The 17,437-nt window shown below is 31.0% G+C and carries 19 protein-coding genes and 1 tRNA gene; 12 read left to right on the top strand and 8 right to left on the bottom strand.

Annotated elements, in window-relative coordinates:
* Positions 1-130, bottom strand: a 130-nt coding sequence (locus HOH73_02100; protein MBT5827652.1) for a flavin reductase family protein, incomplete at its 3' end; no start/stop codon positions are given.
* A gap of 120 nt (positions 131-250) precedes the next feature.
* Between HOH73_02100 and HOH73_02095 the strand changes: the two genes are divergently transcribed.
* Entirely contained in the window at positions 251-1,486 is a 1,236-nt protein-coding gene (locus tag HOH73_02095; GenBank protein ID MBT5827651.1) for an aspartate kinase, read from the top strand.
* A 210-nt stretch (positions 1,487-1,696) separates the two neighbouring features.
* On the opposite strand, the gene HOH73_02090 is transcribed toward HOH73_02095, so the two are convergent.
* The 6 genes from HOH73_02090 to miaA all read right to left on the bottom strand — a co-directional run bounded on the left by HOH73_02090 (position 1,697) and on the right by miaA (position 6,044).
* Entirely contained in the window at positions 1,697-1,846 is a 150-nt protein-coding gene (locus tag HOH73_02090; GenBank protein MBT5827650.1) for a hypothetical protein, read from the bottom strand.
* 401 nt (positions 1,847-2,247) lie between these two features.
* Positions 2,248-3,021 (bottom strand): tryptophan synthase subunit alpha, encoded by a 774-nt coding sequence (locus tag HOH73_02085; protein ID MBT5827649.1) that lies wholly within the window; start codon positions 3,019-3,021, stop codon positions 2,248-2,250.
* A 1-nt stretch (position 3,022) separates the two neighbouring features.
* Entirely contained in the window at positions 3,023-4,216 is a 1,194-nt protein-coding gene (gene trpB, locus HOH73_02080) for a tryptophan synthase subunit beta (GenBank protein ID MBT5827648.1), read from the bottom strand.
* Positions 4,206-4,841 carry a phosphoribosylanthranilate isomerase gene (locus HOH73_02075; GenBank protein ID MBT5827647.1) on the bottom strand — a complete coding sequence of 212 codons (636 nt, stop codon included), beginning with the start codon at positions 4,839-4,841 and terminating at the stop codon, positions 4,206-4,208. Before HOH73_02075 ends, trpB begins: the two co-directional genes overlap by 11 nt.
* Positions 4,838-5,116, bottom strand: a complete 279-nt coding sequence (locus HOH73_02070) for a LapA family protein (GenBank protein MBT5827646.1) — start codon at positions 5,114-5,116, stop codon at positions 4,838-4,840. The genes HOH73_02075 and HOH73_02070 overlap by 4 nt, the downstream gene beginning before the upstream one ends.
* Positions 5,106-6,044: a tRNA (adenosine(37)-N6)-dimethylallyltransferase MiaA gene (gene miaA / locus HOH73_02065; protein MBT5827645.1), complete on the bottom strand. Its 939-nt coding sequence runs from the start codon at positions 6,042-6,044 to the stop codon at positions 5,106-5,108. Before miaA ends, HOH73_02070 begins: the two co-directional genes overlap by 11 nt.
* 83 nt (positions 6,045-6,127) lie before the next feature.
* Between miaA and HOH73_02060 the strand changes: the two genes are divergently transcribed.
* A tRNA-Pro gene (locus HOH73_02060) sits at positions 6,128-6,204 on the top strand.
* 14 nt (positions 6,205-6,218) lie between these two features.
* Here HOH73_02060 and HOH73_02055 read toward each other — a convergent pair.
* Positions 6,219-7,190 carry a zinc-binding dehydrogenase gene (locus tag HOH73_02055; protein ID MBT5827644.1) on the bottom strand — a complete coding sequence of 324 codons (972 nt, stop codon included), beginning with the start codon at positions 7,188-7,190 and terminating at the stop codon, positions 6,219-6,221.
* A 58-nt stretch (positions 7,191-7,248) separates the two neighbouring features.
* Between HOH73_02055 and HOH73_02050 the strand changes: the two genes are divergently transcribed.
* From HOH73_02050 to HOH73_02005, 10 genes are all read left to right on the top strand, one after another.
* The gene (locus tag HOH73_02050; GenBank protein ID MBT5827643.1) at positions 7,249-7,893 is read left to right on the top strand and encodes an ATP phosphoribosyltransferase; all 645 of its coding nucleotides are present in this window, start codon (positions 7,249-7,251) and stop codon (positions 7,891-7,893) included.
* Positions 7,886-9,094: a histidinol dehydrogenase gene (gene hisD, locus HOH73_02045; protein ID MBT5827642.1), complete on the top strand. Its 1,209-nt coding sequence runs from the start codon at positions 7,886-7,888 to the stop codon at positions 9,092-9,094. The genes HOH73_02050 and hisD overlap by 8 nt, the downstream gene beginning before the upstream one ends.
* Complete coding sequence (truB, locus tag HOH73_02040; GenBank protein MBT5827641.1) at positions 9,091-9,966, top strand: tRNA pseudouridine(55) synthase TruB; 876 nt, start codon at positions 9,091-9,093, stop codon at positions 9,964-9,966. Before hisD ends, truB begins: the two co-directional genes overlap by 4 nt.
* An 8-nt stretch (positions 9,967-9,974) precedes the next feature.
* The gene (gene rpsO / locus HOH73_02035) at positions 9,975-10,244 is read left to right on the top strand and encodes a 30S ribosomal protein S15 (protein MBT5827640.1); all 270 of its coding nucleotides are present in this window, start codon (positions 9,975-9,977) and stop codon (positions 10,242-10,244) included.
* A 6-nt stretch (positions 10,245-10,250) separates the two neighbouring features.
* Positions 10,251-12,515, top strand: coding sequence for a polyribonucleotide nucleotidyltransferase (gene pnp / locus HOH73_02030; protein MBT5827639.1), 2,265 nt, complete (start codon positions 10,251-10,253; stop codon positions 12,513-12,515).
* A gap of 3 nt (positions 12,516-12,518) precedes the next feature.
* Positions 12,519-13,592, top strand: coding sequence for a glycine cleavage system aminomethyltransferase GcvT (gcvT, locus tag HOH73_02025; GenBank protein ID MBT5827638.1), 1,074 nt, complete (start codon positions 12,519-12,521; stop codon positions 13,590-13,592).
* A 54-nt stretch (positions 13,593-13,646) separates the two neighbouring features.
* Complete coding sequence (gene gcvH, locus HOH73_02020; protein MBT5827637.1) at positions 13,647-14,054, top strand: glycine cleavage system protein GcvH; 408 nt, start codon at positions 13,647-13,649, stop codon at positions 14,052-14,054.
* Between the two features lie 75 nt (positions 14,055-14,129).
* The gene (gcvPA, locus tag HOH73_02015) at positions 14,130-15,398 is read left to right on the top strand and encodes an aminomethyl-transferring glycine dehydrogenase subunit GcvPA (protein MBT5827636.1); all 1,269 of its coding nucleotides are present in this window, start codon (positions 14,130-14,132) and stop codon (positions 15,396-15,398) included.
* Positions 15,395-16,921 carry an aminomethyl-transferring glycine dehydrogenase subunit GcvPB gene (gene gcvPB, locus HOH73_02010; protein ID MBT5827635.1) on the top strand — a complete coding sequence of 509 codons (1,527 nt, stop codon included), beginning with the start codon at positions 15,395-15,397 and terminating at the stop codon, positions 16,919-16,921. Before gcvPA ends, gcvPB begins: the two co-directional genes overlap by 4 nt.
* Before the next feature lie 95 nt (positions 16,922-17,016).
* Positions 17,017-17,437, top strand: a 421-nt coding sequence (locus HOH73_02005) for an NAD-dependent epimerase/dehydratase family protein (protein ID MBT5827634.1), incomplete at its 3' end; no start/stop codon positions are given.

Below are 17,437 nucleotides of genomic sequence, written 5' to 3'. Positions count from 1 at the left end.
GTAAAGGCTCCAAGGAAACTGAGCTAAAGCTATTTATTGTTATACCAAAATAATCATTATAATTACCTGTAACTACCATTACTCCTGTGGCAAATTTATTAACTATATGCTTGTAATCTTTGGCTTCCATATTTTTCTTTTTTGAGTTAGTTAACAATACCAGTTCATAATTTTTATGCTATAATTTTATATAATAATTAGACTTATTAAATTAACTTAGCTAAAGTTATTAGATACAAATTATAAAAATATGGCCTTAATAGTACAAAAATTTGGCGGAACCTCTGTTGCAAATACCTCTAGAATAAAAGAGGTCGCAAAAATAGTAGCTAAAGAAAAAGCGTTAGGAAATGACGTTGTTGTTGTTGTATCCGCAATGTCTGGTGTTACTTCTCAGCTTGTGAATTATATAAAAGACGTTTCTACTCTAATGAATGAAGAATCCTTAGCTGAGTATGACTCTGTTATATCATCTGGTGAACAGGTAACTTCCGGCTTATTAGCTTTGCAATTGCAATCAATTGGATATAAATCTAGATCTTTTCTTGGCTGGCAAGCTGAAATAAAAACTGATAACACCTATTCCAAATCAAGAATTGAAGCAATAAATCAAGATATCTTTAACGAATATCTTAAGAAAGACTTTATTCCTATAGTAGCTGGTTTCCAAGGTGTTAGTAAAAATAAAAGAATATCGACAATGGGTCGCGGAGGATCAGATACTTCAGCAGTTGCAATTGCAGCTGCATTAAATGCAAGTAGGTGTGATATATATACAGATGTAAGTGGTATATTTACAGCAGATCCTAGAATTTGTAAGAATGCTAAAAAAATACCAAAAGTAGGTTATGAAGAAATTCTAGAAATGGCCTCTTTAGGCAGTAAAGTATTACAGATAAGATCAGTGGAAATGGCCTATAAACATAATGTTAAGGTTCAAGTTCTATCAAGCTTTACAAATGAGGAAGGCAGTTTATTAGTTAATGACGAGGAAATTATGGAAAAAAGAGTTATCACAGCAGTTGCAAATACAAAAGATGAAGCAAGAATTACAATTCAAAATGTGCAGAATAAACCAGGTATCATAGCTGGATTTTTAAAGCCTTTAGCTGATTCTAATATCAATTTAGACATGATCATACAAAATGTCTCATTTGATGGACAACATGCAAATATCACCTTTACATGTAATGAAACTGACGCAGATAGAACCCTAGCTTTACTTAGCGATTATGCAAATAAAAATGAGCTTAAATATAAAAATATTTCTGCTAATAAAGATGTCGCAAAAATATCTGTTATTGGCATGGGCATGCAAGAACATTCAGGTGTTGCACAAACAATGTTCCAAAAATTAGCAGATAATAATATTAACATACTAGCAATAACTACTTCCGAGATAAAAATAAGTGTCTTAATAGAACAGGAGTTTATGGAGCTTGCCGTTAGATTATTGCATAATGAGTTTGAATTAGATAAAGATTAAATTATCTTTAATTGCGCTTTTATCTCTTAATTGAAATAACTTAATATTTACTTTATTTAAGATTTCCAAAAGCCATTTTATTTCTGTATTTGCAATTTTTACACCCCAAATTTTCTTAAATAAAAAAAACTCCTTAGAATTTTTATGTTTATGTGTAATTCAGGAGTAATTATCTGTGAAAAAGCAGTCAGACTCTTTGTTTTCTAGATTTTATAAGGGTTTCTCCAAGTAATAAGCTATATCTATTGGCACTTCTTCAGATAAAACTACAAACCTCTTTAAATTAAATTCTATTGCATTCATAAATTCTGCAAACTTATTCTTTGATATGCCTACATCTCTAACCATGCGATTAGACATAGAAAACACCTTCTCATAAGGCGACCTTATACCACTTATTCACCGCTCTAAATCTCTATCCTTTCATATTATTTCTCTTTATTACAGCTAAAGGGCAATTCTGGATTTTAACTGCCCGTTTAGCACAATTGTCCTCGCATATCATCTTCTATAACTCTCTGTCACTTAGATCTACCATATGTTGTAATAATGAACATCAAAATAATCTAAACAAATACATAGCCTTTATATGTTTTACTAGATTCCAAACCTCTTAATCTACTATCTACATAGCTAATAACTTTTAACCATTTTTTTGCTAACTAATAACAGCCCCAAGATGAAAAAACTAATAACAAAAGCTCTTAGAACTTACTTACAGATTATTAAATAATATATTTGAATTAGATAATGTAGATAAACTATCTAAGACTTAAATTAAATTTCCTTATTTCTACTAATAATTTTTCCTTATTAGCTTTAAATTCATTGATTATTTTGCAATAAGCAGAGCCTATAATTACAAGGTCAAAATTATTTTCTATTTGCTTAATTTGATCTTTGCTTTTGATACCAAAACCAAGACCTATCTTTTTATTAGTTAGGTTTTTTAAGCGCTTAGCCTCTTTGTTTGCTTTTTCTAAATCTGGTGTTTTTGTGCCAGTAATACCAAATACTGAAATGTAATATAAAAAACCTTTAGCTGATGACAGTATTTTTTCTAATCTAGTACCTATAGTTGCAGGAGTAATTAAGTTAATAATAGGAATTTTACTGTTAAATAGTTTTGGGTAATGTTTGTGCTCTTCAAAAGGCAAATCAACTATAATAAGGCCTTTTACACCAGCCTTATTAGCATCTATGATAAACTTATCTATGCCATAATTAAATATAGGGTTAAAATAACCCATTAAGATCACTGGAATATCAGGGTGCTCTAATTCTATTTTTTTTACTAAATTAAAACAATCATCTATAGATATGTTTTTTGCCAGAGCATATTCTGCTGCAAGCTGTATAGCTTTACCATCTGCACTTGGGTCTGAAAAAGGAACGCCCAGCTCTATTACATCTGATCCTGACTTAATTAAACTATCAATAATTTCATAGGTCGTATCCAAATCTGGATAACCAGCCATAACATATGAAACTAAAGCAGTGCTTTTTAATGAATTTAATTTTTCTTCTATATGCATATTATATTTCTATATTTAACGCTTTTGCTACTGTGTATATATCTTTATCTCCACGACCACACAAATTTAATATTATCAGATCGTTAGTGGAAAAACTCTTTTTATTTTTAAATAACCAACCAATCGCATGGGCAGGTTCTAAGGCAGGAATTATTCCCTCTATTTTAGATAATTTTTGAAAGCCATTTAAAGCATCATCATCAGTTGCAGCATAATAACTAGCTCTAGCATTTTCTTTTAAAAAAGCATGTTCTGGGCCAATTCCTGGATAATCTAACCCAGCAGATATAGAATAAGTATCTGCAATTTGACCATTCTCATCTTGTATGTAATAGGACTTATTGCCATGCAAAATTCCAGCTTTACCACAATTTAAGCTTGCTGCGTGATTATTACTGTCAATTCCTTTGCCACCTGCTTCTATTCCTATCAACTTTGTATCTTTGTCATTATAAAAAGCACTAAACAAACCTATAGCATTAGAGCCGCCACCAATACAAGCTATTACATAGTTTGGTAGTTTTTTTTCAACTTTTAAAATTTGCTTTCTTGCTTCTAAGCCTATTACAGATTGAAAATATTTCACCATTTCTGGGTAGGGGTGAGGACCTGCTGCTGTACCTATTAAATAATATGTGTCATCTACATTTGAAACCCAGTCTCTTATAGCTTCATTCATGGCAGCTTTTAATGTTCCACTTCCAGAATCAACTGACACAACTTTGGCACCTAATAATTTCATTCTAAAAAGGTTAGGGCTTTGTCTTTCCGTGTCTTTTTTACCCATGTAAATAACGCATTTTAATCCAAATAATGCACATATAGTTGCAGTTGCAACACCATGTTGTCCAGCTCCTGTTTCTGCAATAATTCTGGTTTTACCCATATGTTTTGCTAACAATGCCTGACCTATACAGTTATTTATTTTGTGAGAGCCAGTATGGTTTAACTCATCTCTTTTTAAATATATTTTTGGCCCTAATTCTTTACTTAAATTTTCAGCAAAATATAAAGGTGAAGGTCTACCAGAATAATGATTATTATAATATTCTAGCTGTTTTTTGAATTTTTTATTTTTTACAGCTTGCTTAAAAGCTTTTTCAACCTCTAAAATTAGAGGCATCAAGGACTCAGCAACATACCTGCCACCAAAATCACCAAAATAACCATTTATATCAGGAAGTTTATTGTTCATTAATTTCTTTAAAAAAGTCTAAAATTTCTGTTATCTTTTTACGATCTTTTACTCCTTTTTGCAACTCAATACCAGAAGAAAGATCAAAATAATTACAATTAAGTGCAGTCGCTGCTAATATATTACCTATATTTAAACCACCAGAAAGAAAATATGGTAGTTTTGCGTTGTAATTTTTCATTAAACTCCAATCAAATACTTGACCACTTCCACCATGTTCTCTTGTTTTTGTATCAAATAACAAATATTCTACATTATCTAAAGTTGTTTTTATTGGATCTAGGTTAAATTTATCGCTGACAGCAACAGATTTTATAATCTTCTCATTATTTAAGTTTTTTGTTATATAATTATTATCCTCAATACCATGTAATTGAAAAAAGTCAGGATCTAAACACGCTTTTATATCTGATAAATACTGACTTGATGCGTTAACTGTTACGGCAACTTTCTTTATATCTTTTGTGATTAGACTATTAAATTTTTCTGCTAAATCTAACGAAATATGCCTAGGGCTTGATTCATAAAATACGAAACCAAGAAAGTCAGGCTGGTAATTATATGATAAAATAAAATCTAATATATCAAGGTTATTAATACCGCATAATTTAATATGTTTTTTCATGTTATCTCTCTTGATTTTGTTTCTAATTGTTTTTCTAGCAATTTAATTTTCTTATTTTTTTTCATATTCCTAACATAAGAAGAAATATATCTGGTGGACATTATGAAATAACAAATAATAACACCTAATAAAAAAGAGCCAAAAATTACAAAATACAACTTTATTTTAAGAGTAAAATAAAAGGGTACAAAAGTTACTAATACTAACTCATTATTATTAAAACCAAATAATATAACGAATATTACAACTAATAAGGCCAAGATATTACTTAACATATTTTTCTAAAAAAAGATTATATAATTCAAGCATATTAGCAGAAGTTAGGTTAGCAACATTTTCATTATTTTTATTTTTAAACCATGTTACTTGTCTTTTAGCATATTTTTTTGTGTCTAAAAAAGAATTATCCAGTGCTTCTTTATAAGTAATCTTACCATTTATATATTCTGAAACATGCTTAAATCCTATAGTTCTAGCAATAGGGTAGGTTTGATTTACACCATTATCTAAAAGTTCTTTCACTTCTAAAACTGCACCATTCTTGAACATTGCTTCTAATCTAGCATAGAAAGCATTCTCTAATTCCTGCCTTTTACTTAAGATCGTTAAATTTATAAAGCTATCATCAGGAAAAAATTTTGAGTTAGGGATTTTTTGGTAATCACTAGGACTAATTTTAAAAGCTTGATAAATATTATAGTATCTAACTATTCTATTTTTATCACTTTTCCTAATCAAGTTAACGAAATTTTTATCTATCATCTGTAAACTATCATAAAGATAAGTAAGTCCCTTATTTTGTAATAAATAATTTGTTTCTGACTTAATATCTTCATTAACATCAGCTATTTTTCTTAAGCCATTAGTTAAATTATAGATATACATACCAGTTCCACCAGTGATAATGGGTGTTATATTATTATTCTGTAATTCTGTTATTTTTTCACAAACCAGATTAAGCCACGCCGCTACTGAAAATTTTTCATCATTAGCTAATATTCCATAAAAATGATGCTTAATTAATTGCTGTGTGGATTTAGTTGGCTGGGCAGAAAGAATAGGTAAGTTTTTATAAAGCTGCAGTGAATCCGCATTTATAATTTCAGCTTTTACTAAATTCTTTGCCAACATAATAGCTAGGTCAGACTTACCAGATGCTGTTGGACCCCCAATTATTATAATTTTATTTAAAGCTACTTGCATTTTAATTAAATAAAAATAGAATAATCTAGCATTTTATTTAAATGTAAAGACGTATGACTTTTTTGTATAGCTTTTTTAATTAGCGGGGCGTAGCGCAGTCTGGTAGCGCACCTGGTTTGGGACCAGGGGGTCGGGAGTTCGAATCTCTCCGCCCCGACCATTATTAAGCTTAACTTAAAACCTAGCAACTATATTGCCAATTACTTCTCCATTCTCAATTCTCGTGTGAGCTTTAGGAATATCCTTAAAGTTTATTACCTCAACTTTAGGAATTATCTTCCTGTCTTTTAATGCGTTGTAAATATAGTCATTAGAAACAATACGATCAAGCTTGTAAGACCTAATAACTGATGCATGCGGTTTTACAAAAAACAAACTTTTTTTCCACAATTCTAAAGCATTCATATTTTGAATAACTCCAGTAGAGTCCCCATAGTTAACTAGAATGCCAGTTGGCTGTAATATCTTTATTGCATTTTTATAAAATTTTTCACCATACGCGTCATATATTACATGAGCTCCTTTATTACCTGTTACCTGTAAAACTTCTTTTAAGAAGCTTTCCTTTTTGTAATTAAGAGCATATTTGCAACCAAAGCCTTTTGCCTGTGCTATTTTTTCATCACTACCAACAACACCATAAACATTAACACCTAGAGAATTAAGCATCTGCACTAATATATTGCCAACTCCACCAGTTGCGCCTGTTACAAAAACATTGTTGTTTTTTTTAACTGAGTAAACATTAGTAAGTAATGCATGGGCAAAAATACATGGCAAGCTTATGGCTGTAAGTGTTTCTAATGAGGTATTTTTATCAGGTGAGAATAATATGTTTGCGTTAATATTAACTTCTTCCGCATAAGAGCCAATAAAGTTAGTAGCATATATTACCTTATCGCCAACTTTGTAATTCCTCACAGCTGAACCAAGCTTAATAATTTCGCCAGAACCACTAACTCCCAGAGTTTGAGGGTAGTTTGTAAGAGGGTATTGTCCATTTCTATGATGTACATCAAAATGATTAACTGCTGCAAAGTGATTTTTTACCCTAACTTCATTTGGTTTTAAGTCTGGCAGAGTAATTTTTTTTATTTTAAACTTTTTTGCCTCTACAGGCTCTGTTACTTGATACGCTAAAACCATCTTTATTGCATTTTATGTGAATTCAAATTAAGGTTAATCTGAATTTTTTAAAATTAAAGTGAATATTAATAGAGAAGAAAATATTATTCTAGCTCTTCCTAAAGGAAGAATTTTATCTGACTTAATGCCATTGCTTAAAAAGCTTGCTATAGAGATAGAATCTGAGTTTTTACAAGCTAATACTAGAAAACTACTTTTTTCTACTAACATAAGCTTTTTGAAAGTTATAATTTGTCGAAGTTATGATATTGCAACATTAGTATCATATGGGGCCGCAGATTTGGGTATAGCTGGTCTTGATGTTATCGAGGAGTTTCAATATAATAATTTAACTATTACTAATGATCTTAATATTGGCAAATGCAAATTTAGTGTCGCTGGTAAAAGCAATTTTAACTTTTATGAAAAAGAGAATCTAATAGTAGCAACTAAGTACCCTAATTTAACCAAAAGTTTTTTTTCAAATATAAACAAAAAAATTGAAACCATCAAATTAAATGGCTCTATTGAGCTAGCTGTAAATTTGGGTTTGTGTGATGTTATCGCTGATTTAGTTAGCTCAGGTAAAACTCTGAAAGAGAATAATTTAGTAGAGAAAGAGGTGATATTAAATATAACCTCAAAACTAATTGCAAATAACAACAGCATAGTCACTAATAATAAACAAATGCTAGATATCATTAAAAGGTTTACTAATGAATAATGTAGGTAATGTAGTTTCTGCTATAATTGCAGAAATTAAAGCGAATAAAAATAAAGCACTATTTAGTTACACGGCAAAGCTAGATAATTTTATGCTTAATGAAGAAAACATCAAATTTTCTACTCTAGAAATAGAGGAAGCATATGAGAGTAGCGCCGATAACATTAAAAATGCTCTTCAAAAAGCATATGATCGAATTAAGGCTTACCATCTCAGACAAATGCCAAAAGATAGTTCCCATAAAGATAGTGATGGAGTTGTAACTGGTTGGAAATGGTACCCTTTAGAATCTGTTGGGATATATGTGCCAGGAGGTCTCGCATCATACCCAAGTAGTGTTTTAATGACTGCTACAATTGCAGAGGTTGCTGGTGTAAAAAACATTAATTTAACTATGCCATGCCCAGGTGGTAAATATAACAAAACTGTTTTAGCAGCTTGTAAAATTTGTGGAATTGAAAATATTTACAAAGTAGGAGGAGCGCAAGCTATAGCAGCTCTTGCTTATGGCACTGAATCTATTAGTAAAGTAAATAAAATTGTAGGGCCAGGTAATGCATATGTAGCAGAGGCTAAAAAACAAGTATATGGTGATGTTGGCATCGACTCAATAGCTGGTCCTTCTGAAATATTAATTATAGCAGATGATAGCGCAAATCCTGAATATCTAGCGTATGATTTATTATCACAAGCAGAACATGATAAATTAGCCAGACCAATTTTAATTACTGATTCTAAAACTTTGGCAGCTAATGTTGAAGCACATGTAGCTAAAATTCTGCCTAAATTAAAACGCCAAGAAATAGCTTCTTTCAGTTGGCATAACAATAAAATTATAGAAATTGTAAAAGACAAGCAAGAAGCAGTAAGAATTGCAAATAATTTAGCTCCAGAGCATATGGAGTTAGTTACTAATAACAATCAATATTTTGTAGATAATATTACTACCGCAGGTGCTATATTTATAGGTCCTTACTCTACAGAATCTATGGGTGATTATTTAGCAGGTCCAAGTCATGTCTTACCAACATATGGCTCTGCTAAATTTTCTTCTGGTCTATCTATTTATGATTTTTTAAGACGCAGCTCTATTATAGAATGTAATAAACAAGCTTTTCAAAATTTAGCAGATGAAACTATAATTATTGCAGAAGATGAGGGTTTAGAGTGTCATGCATTAGCTTGTAAGATACGAAGATGAATGGTTTTCTATTAGTAAATAAAGACGAAGGATGCACTTCGCATGATGTAGTTGCAAAAATCCGTAGAATTACAAAATGCAAAGTTGGGCATTTGGGTACCTTAGATCCTTTTGCAACCGGAATGCTTCCTATTGCTATTGGTAAGGCCACAAAATTTGCTGATTACTTCTTAAATCAAAATAAATGTTATAAATTCTCTATAAAATGGGGTGAAGATACTGATAGCTTAGATTTAACTGGTAATGTTATTAAGAAAAGTAGCTCTAAACCAAAATTAGCAAGTTTAAAATTAACTTTAGAAAAGTTTAAAGGTAAAATAACACAAATTCCTCCACAATTTTCTGCTCTAAAAATCAATGGTAAGGCTGCATATAAATACGCTAGGAAAGGAGAGCACATAGAAATTAAAGCAAGAGAAATAAAAATATTTGATCTAGATATCCTACGCTTCAATGAAGTAGAAGCTGAATTTTTAGTATATTGTAGCAAAGGAACATATGTGAGGTCTTTGGCAAGAGATATATGTAGTGATTTAAATGTTTGCGGATATGTAAATAAGCTTAACAGAGAATATGTAGATTTATTTAAAAACTTTAGTAGCAATCTAAGTGCTAATAAGATTTTTTTAGATGCTGCTCTAGAAGATATAAGTAGGAATATTATAAAGATAGATGAGGTGGTTAAAACAAAATATAATTATGCAATTAATAACAAGAACTTTAAAAAATTATCCAATGGGCTAAAATTATCAATAAATAATTTGCCTTTTAACGATAACCAAGATATAAAAATCAAGCTTGGTACTGAATTTTGCATGGTAGCAAATATTAAGTCCGAATACATTAAAAGCAAAAAATTATTAACAAACTAATTTAAATTATGTCTATTTTAAAGGCTCAAAAACAAGAGATTATTAAACAATATGCTGCAAAAGAAGGTGATACTGGTTCATCTGAAGTTCAGTGTGCAATATTAACTACAAGAATTTCAAATTTAACTGAACATTTTAAAACTCACAAAAAAGATTTTCATTCAAGAAGAGGTTTACTTATTTTAATAGGACAAAGAAAAAGAATTTTGGCTTACGTAAAGAAGAAAAGTGAAGAGCGTTATTTAGATTTAATTAAAAAATTAGGCATTAGAAAGTAACAAATTATGTTCAACGAAATAGTAAAAGAAATAGAGTGGGGCGGAAGAAAGCTTACCATATCAACAGGAAAAATAGCTAGACAAGCAAATGCTTCAGTTATAGTTAATTACGGTGACACTACAGTCATGTGTAATGTAACCGCCAAGAAAAAACCAAAAGAGGGAATAGACTTTTTCCCTTTAACTGTTAATTACCAAGAAAAAACTTATGCGGCTGGAAAAATACCAGGTGGCTTTTTTAAACGTGAAGGAAGATTGTCTCAGAAAGAAACTTTAACTTCAAGATTAATAGATAGACCTATTAGGCCTATGTTTCATGAAGATTATAAGAATGAAACACAAATTATTTGCACTGTATTGTCTTTTGACAAAGAAAATGACGCTGATATTCCAGCATTAATAGGAGCAAGTGCAGCATTGTCCATATCAGACATACCTTTTTTAGAGCCAATAGCAGCCGCAAAAATAGCGTATATTGATGGTTCTTTAGTTCTTAACCCAACATTAACAGAGTTAAACGACACTAGTTTAGACTTAACACTTGCAGGCACCGCAGATTCTGTGCTAATGGTAGAATCAGAAGCTGATCAGCTTTCTAGTAAGGAAATGTTAGATGCTGTAAGTTTTGGATTAGAGTCTTTTAAACCAGTAATAGCACTAATAAAAGAATTAGTAGAAGAAGTAGGTAAAGAAAAATGGGTTGTAGAAAGCAATAATAATCCAGATTTTTACAAAAAATTATCAACAGAATATAGTGATGATTTTTCCAAAGCATTTAGCATCACAGCAAAATTGGAAAGAGTTGAAGCTGTAAAAGAAGTTTGCGCTAAAATAGAAGAGCAACATCTAGAAGAAGATGGATCTAATGCAAATGAATTATCATCTTACATTAAAAAACTTGAGAAAGAAGTTGTCAGAAACAAAGTTTTTAATGACGAAAGAATTGACGGAAGAAAGTTAGATGAAGTTAGAAATATAGCTAGTGAAACAAACTTATTAGCTAAAGTTCATGGTTCTGCTTTATTTACTAGAGGAGAAACTCAAGCTTTATCAGTTATTACTTTAGGTTCTGAAGATGATGAGCAATTGATAGATGGACTTGAAGGTAATAGTAAAGAAAGATTCATGCTTCATTATAACTTCCCTCCTTACTCAGTAGGAGAAGTTGGAATGTTGAGAGCTCCAGGTAGAAGAGAAATAGGCCATGGTAAATTGGCTAAAAAATCTTTATCTGCAGTTATTCCTTCTGTAGAAGAATTTCCTTATGCAATCAGAGCTGTGTCAGAGATAACAGAATCAAATGGTTCATCGTCAATGGCAACCGTTTGTGCTACTTCTATGGCGTTGATGTCATCAGGTGTGCCAATTAGCAAGCCAGTATCAGGAATAGCTATGGGCTTAGTTAAAGAAGGTGAAAAATTTAAAATACTATCCGACATCATGGGTGACGAAGATCACTTAGGAGATATGGACTTTAAAGTTGCAGGTACTACAGATGGTATTACCGCTCTGCAAATGGATATTAAAATAACTGGTATAACATTTGAGATCTTCAGTAAAGCTTTAGAGCAAGCTGATGCTGGAAGAGCACATATCTTGGAAGAAATGTCAAAAACTATAGCTGTAGCTAATAGCGATCTAGGCGAAAATGTTCCAATTATGACTTCTGTTAAAATTAAAGAAGAAAAAATTAGAGAAGTAATAGGCCAGGGTGGTAAAGTAATTAAGAAGATTTGCGAAGACTCTGAATGTAAAATCTCAATAGAAGATAGTGGAGAAGTAAAAATTTGTGCACCTGATAGAAAAGCCGCTGATTTAGCTTTAAGCATAATAGCTGATATTGTTGAAGAAGCAGAAATAGGAAGCACTTATACTGGTATAGTTCACAAAATAACAGATTATGGTGCATTTGTTAACTTTCTAAGTAATGCATCAGGTTTAATCCACATAAGTGAATTTTCTAATAAGAGAATAAAATCTGTGAGTGAATTTCTGAATGAAGGTGACGAAATTAAATTTAAGATCGTTGGTAAAGACAGAGATAAACTAAGACTAAGTTACAAAGCTGTTAATGGTAATATTGATGGAAGTGAAGATACAGAAGATCAAGAAGAAGATAATAATGTAGAGAGCACTAGACCTGAAAGAAAACCAAGAAGCAATAATAAGCACAGAAAACCTAGAAACCAATCTCGTGATAATTTTAAAAAGCCTAAGGAAGAAAAGCCTAAGGAAGATACTAAGAAAAAAAAGAAATTATTTTTCTGGTAAAAAATGAATAGGACATCTTTATACAGTTTGCATTTAGAATCCCAAGCAAAAATGGTTGACTTTACCGGCTATGAGATGCCACTATTCTATGAACTAGGGATAGTAAAAGAGCATTTATGGGTTAGAAATTCATGTGGTATTTTTGATGTATCGCATATGGGTCAGATTATTATTTCTGGCGAAAGAGTGGAGGAGTTATTATCAAATATAACTCCAACCAACTTTTATGATAATGCTTTAAACAAAGCAAAATATACAACTTTACTAAATGATAAATGCACTATTATAGATGATATAATTGCAAGCAAAATAGATGAGGGAAAATATTTTATAGTTGTAAATGCGGCTAGGAAAGCTCTAGATATTAAATGGCTACAAAAACAAATAACTAACTACGATTGTAAATTAGAAATCTTAGACTCTGTTTCTTTAATAGCGGTTCAAGGTAAGAGCGCCGTTAATGTTCTGCAGAAGATCATAGCGAAAAATATAGCAGACATACCATATATGAATATTAAGAGTTCTAAATATAGGGATGAGCATATTTTTATATCTAGAACAGGTTATACAGGCGAAGATGGTTTTGAGATTAGCATAACTGATAATTTAGCACCAATATTGTGGAAAGAATTATTAGAATATGAAGAAGTTAAGCCTATAGGTTTAGGAGCAAGAGACTCTTTGCGCTTAGAAATGGGCTATCCATTATATGGCCATGAGTTAAGTGAAGAAATTAATCTAGGTGAAACTACACTTAAATGGATTATATCAAGCAATGAGAATTTTATTGGTAAAGATAATTTAATTAGCAAACCTACAAAAAGAAGAGTAGGGCTTAAGCTACTAGATAAAGGTATAGCTCGCGACAATATGTTGATAAAAAATTGTGATAATGAGGAGATTGGAGTTTTAACTAGTGCAGGTTACTCTCCAACCATAGATTCCTCTATTGGGCAAGCACGCATAGAAATTGATTATGCAAAAGCTGGCACAATAGTTTTTGTAGAAATTAGAGGAAAGCTTAAAAAAGCTGAAATAACAAAAACTTCAATTATAGTAAATAACACAAAAAAATAGTTTTATTATTAAAAAAACTAGATTATAGATAAATTTTATTTAAGAGGTTTTAAAATGAGTGAAGGGGAATTAATATTAGAAAATTATAGATATACTAAAGATCACGAATGGGTTTTTAGAGAAGAAAATAACGACAATATAGTCAAAGTGGGAATCACAGACCATGCTCAACATGCATTAGGTGATATAGTTCATATTGATTTGCCTGATGTTGGCGATTCGTTTGAAGTAGGTGATGAAATAGCTGTTGTTGAATCTGCAAAATCTGCTAGTGAAATTTATTGCCCACTAACAGGAACTGTAGTGGAAGTTAATGATTGTTTAGACTCTCATCCAGAAAGGGCGAATGAATCTCCTTACAAGGAGGGTTGGTTATTTAGAATTGAAATGAGTAACCCGGACGAATTAGACAAATTGCTGAGTGCGGATGGATACAATCATTTTGTAGAAGAAGAGAATTAACATCTATAAATTATTATTATTGAGCTTTAATTTAAAGCTTATATAATAATATCCCGAACTTTATAATTACAAAAATTGAGATATTTACCATTATCAAATAAAGATAGACAAGATATGTTGGAGCGCATAGGCGTATCTGATGTTAAGGATTTATTCATAGATGCACCAGAGGGTTTATTTGGCAAAAACTTTGATCTACCCGATAATAAATCAGAACAAGAAGTTATTAGTTATTTAAGTAATATAGCTAAGAAAAATCAGCCTGCAAATGATAGTGCTTTTTTTCTTGGCGCCGGGTGTTACCGACATTTTATACCAGCAACAGTTGATCATTTAGTTCAAAGGGCAGAGTTTCTAACATCTTATACTCCTTACCAACCTGAGATATCTCAAGGAACATTAGCCGTAATCTTTGAATATCAAAGTATGATTTGCTCCTTAACTGGTATGGATGTTTCTAACGCATCATTATATGATGGGGCAACATCTTTAGTTGAAGCTGTCTTAATGGCAAAAAGAGTTAATAAAAAGAAAAAAAACATTGTAGTAGCCAATGAATTAAATTCTCAATATCTAGATGTATTGCAAACATATTTACAAGAAGAAACTATTCACAAATCTTGTGATACAGATGATATATGCGCCATAATTGTGCAAACCCCTGATTATTATGGTACTCCTCATAATCTAACTAAATATAAAGAGATTTGCGATAAGAAGGGTGCGTTATTAATTGTTGTTAACACAGAAATTATTTCATTTGGGTTATTACCTGCTCCAAAAGAAGCTGATATTGTTGTGGGTGAAGCTCAATCACTTGGTGTTGCCATGAATTTTGGTGGACCGCATTTAGGTTATTTTGCCTGTAAGGAAAAGTATGTAAGACAAATGCCAGGTAGAATCTGTGGTTTAACTAAAGATGAAGAAGGTAAGGATGGATTTGTGCTAACATTAAACGCAAGAGAGCAGCATATCAGAAGACAAAAAGCCACATCAAATATCTGTTCTAATCAAGGCCTCAATATGGTTGCGTTTACTATTCATTTAGCTTTGCTAGGAAGAAATGGCTTGAAAAGGTTAGCCAAACTAAATCATCATCTAGCAAATATTTTAAAAGAAACTTTAGCTAATAATGAAAAAATCAAAGTTATAAATAAATCTTTTTTTAATGAGTTTGTAATAGAGCTACCAATTAAAGCAGACTTGTTCCTAGAAAAAATGTTACAAAAGAATATTATGGCTGGAGTTAAGGTTGCAGATAACAGGGTTTTAATTGCTGTAACTGAGATGAATTCTCAAATTGATATAGAAAATTATAATAAAGCTATTGATGAAATATTATGAATAATAAAATAATAAAAGAAGAAACCAAAAAAACAAATACTATGGAATTTGAAGGAAGAGGACTAAATTTTAAAGTTGAATTATTAAACCAAAGAAAGTTATGCAATACAATTTCTGGTGTAGATATTCAGGAAGTTGATGATTTTGTATTAAATACTGGTTTGTCAGAAAGAGAAGATCTTGACATACCTACCCATAGTGAACCAGAAGTAATAAGGCATTTCACAAGATTATCACAAAAAAATTATTCTATAGATACAGGATTTTACCCACTTGGTTCTTGTACTATGAAATATAACCCTAGAGTTAATGAGCTGGTAGCTAGGCTTCCTGGTTTTAGTAATATTCATCCATTACAAGATGAATCTACAGTGCAGGGTGCATTAGAATTAATGTATGAGTTGCAAAATTGGTTAAAAGAATTAAGCGGCTTGGATGCTGTTTCACTAAATCCTGCTGCTGGTGCACATGGTGAATATGCTGGTATTAGAACTATTAAGCAGGCACATTTAAAAAAAGAAAATACCCCAAGAAAATATATTATAATACCTGATTCTGCACATGGTACAAATCCTGCAACTGCAGTTTCATGTGGTTATGATATTATAATGGCAAAAACAACCAATGAAGGTTATTGCGACTTAGCTGAGATAGAAGAGATTATATTAAAGCATGGTAAAGAAATTGCCGGTATAATGTTAACAAATCCTAATACGTCTGGAAAGTTTGAAAAAGATATTATAAAAATAGCAGATTTAATTCATTCTATAGGCGCATATTTTTACTGCGATGGGGCTAATTTTAACGCTATTGTAGGTAATATAAAACCAGCAGATCTTGGCATAGATGTTATGCATTTTAATTTACATAAAACCTTCTCTACTCCACATGGTGGTGGTGGCCCTGGTTGTGGACCGATTGCTGTTTGTAATAAGCTTAAACCTTATTTACCAGTTCCATTTGCAGATTTTAAGAATGGTAAATATGAACTAATTAGAGAAACTAATGACACCATAGGACAACTTAAAAACTTTTATGGTCAGTTTGCTTTAATGGTTAGAGCTTTATCATATATGTTATCAAATGGTAAGAATGGTTTAAGTCAAGTTTCTAAAGATGCAGTTTTAAGTGCTAATTATATTCAAAAATCTTTAGAAGAACATTATCATTTAGCTTATTCAGGGCATTGTATGCATGAATGTTTATTCACAGATAAAAAACAAAAAGCTAGTGGTATTACAACGGTTGATATAGCTAAGTCTCTTGTTGAGTATGGATTTCACCCTATGACTATGTATTTTCCATTAACTGTATCTGGGGCTATGTTAATCGAGCCAACAGAAACAGAAACAAAGGAAACTATTGATAAGTTTATTGAAACTCTGATTTTTATTGCAGATAAAGTAGAGCATGGAGATATAGAAGAAATTAAGTCATTTCCTATTTCAACCCCTAAAAGAAGATTGAACGAAACTGAAGCTGCAAGAAATCCTATTTTAACTTGGTACCAAATTCCCAATTAAGTTAATTGTTAGTACTAGTTAATTAGTTTAATAATTTTGTAATCATGTCTTGCAGATATTATAATAGATTATTAAAGTAAAAGAAAAATTTACTAATGAAAAAAATACTTATCTTTGGTGGCTCAGGTTTTTTGGGCTCTTTTATAACTAAATTATTATTAAACAATGGTTATGAAATATGCGTTGTCTGTAGAAACTTAGCCAAGGCCGCAGATAATTTAATTCAACATAAAAATTTAACTATTAAAAAGATAGATATATTTGCAGAAGATAGTGTAAAAGCATTGGTCGCAAAGCATGACATTATTATTAATTTAATAGGAAAATTATATGAAGAGAAAAAAAATGATTTTCAAAAATATCATGTTGATTTTCCGCGAATATTAGCAACTTATACCAAAAATAAAAAATTAATTCATCTCTCAGCTTTAGCGATAGAGAATTCTTCTAAAAGTTCATTTTATGCTAAAACTAAGTTAGCTGGTGAGCAAGCTATTATACAAGAATCGAAAAATT

The organism is Alphaproteobacteria bacterium (assembly GCA_018667735.1).
Taxonomy (GTDB): domain Bacteria; phylum Pseudomonadota; class Alphaproteobacteria; order Rickettsiales; family JABIRX01; genus JABIRX01.
Note: the sequence above shows the minus strand (reverse complement) of the source record. Positions and strands in the feature narration are given on the sequence as shown.

Coding starts and splice junctions, on each gene's coding strand:
- HOH73_02095 (MBT5827651.1), top strand. CDS start 251: ATGGCCTTAATAGTACAAAAATTTGGCGGAACCTCTGTTGCAAATACC.
- HOH73_02090 (MBT5827650.1), bottom strand. CDS start 1,846: ATGTCTAATCGCATGGTTAGAGATGTAGGCATATCAAAGAATAAGTTT.
- HOH73_02085 (MBT5827649.1), bottom strand. CDS start 3,021: ATGCATATAGAAGAAAAATTAAATTCATTAAAAAGCACTGCTTTAGTT.
- trpB (MBT5827648.1), bottom strand. CDS start 4,216: ATGAACAATAAACTTCCTGATATAAATGGTTATTTTGGTGATTTTGGT.
- HOH73_02075 (MBT5827647.1), bottom strand. CDS start 4,841: ATGAAAAAACATATTAAATTATGCGGTATTAATAACCTTGATATATTA.
- HOH73_02070 (MBT5827646.1), bottom strand. CDS start 5,116: ATGTTAAGTAATATCTTGGCCTTATTAGTTGTAATATTCGTTATATTA.
- miaA (MBT5827645.1), bottom strand. CDS start 6,044: ATGCAAGTAGCTTTAAATAAAATTATAATAATTGGGGGTCCAACAGCA.
- HOH73_02055 (MBT5827644.1), bottom strand. CDS start 7,190: ATGGTTTTAGCGTATCAAGTAACAGAGCCTGTAGAGGCAAAAAAGTTT.
- hisD (MBT5827642.1), top strand. CDS start 7,886: ATGAATAATGTAGGTAATGTAGTTTCTGCTATAATTGCAGAAATTAAA.
- truB (MBT5827641.1), top strand. CDS start 9,091: ATGAATGGTTTTCTATTAGTAAATAAAGACGAAGGATGCACTTCGCAT.
- rpsO (MBT5827640.1), top strand. CDS start 9,975: ATGTCTATTTTAAAGGCTCAAAAACAAGAGATTATTAAACAATATGCT.
- pnp (MBT5827639.1), top strand. CDS start 10,251: ATGTTCAACGAAATAGTAAAAGAAATAGAGTGGGGCGGAAGAAAGCTT.
- gcvT (MBT5827638.1), top strand. CDS start 12,519: ATGAATAGGACATCTTTATACAGTTTGCATTTAGAATCCCAAGCAAAA.
- gcvH (MBT5827637.1), top strand. CDS start 13,647: ATGAGTGAAGGGGAATTAATATTAGAAAATTATAGATATACTAAAGAT.
- gcvPB (MBT5827635.1), top strand. CDS start 15,395: ATGAATAATAAAATAATAAAAGAAGAAACCAAAAAAACAAATACTATG.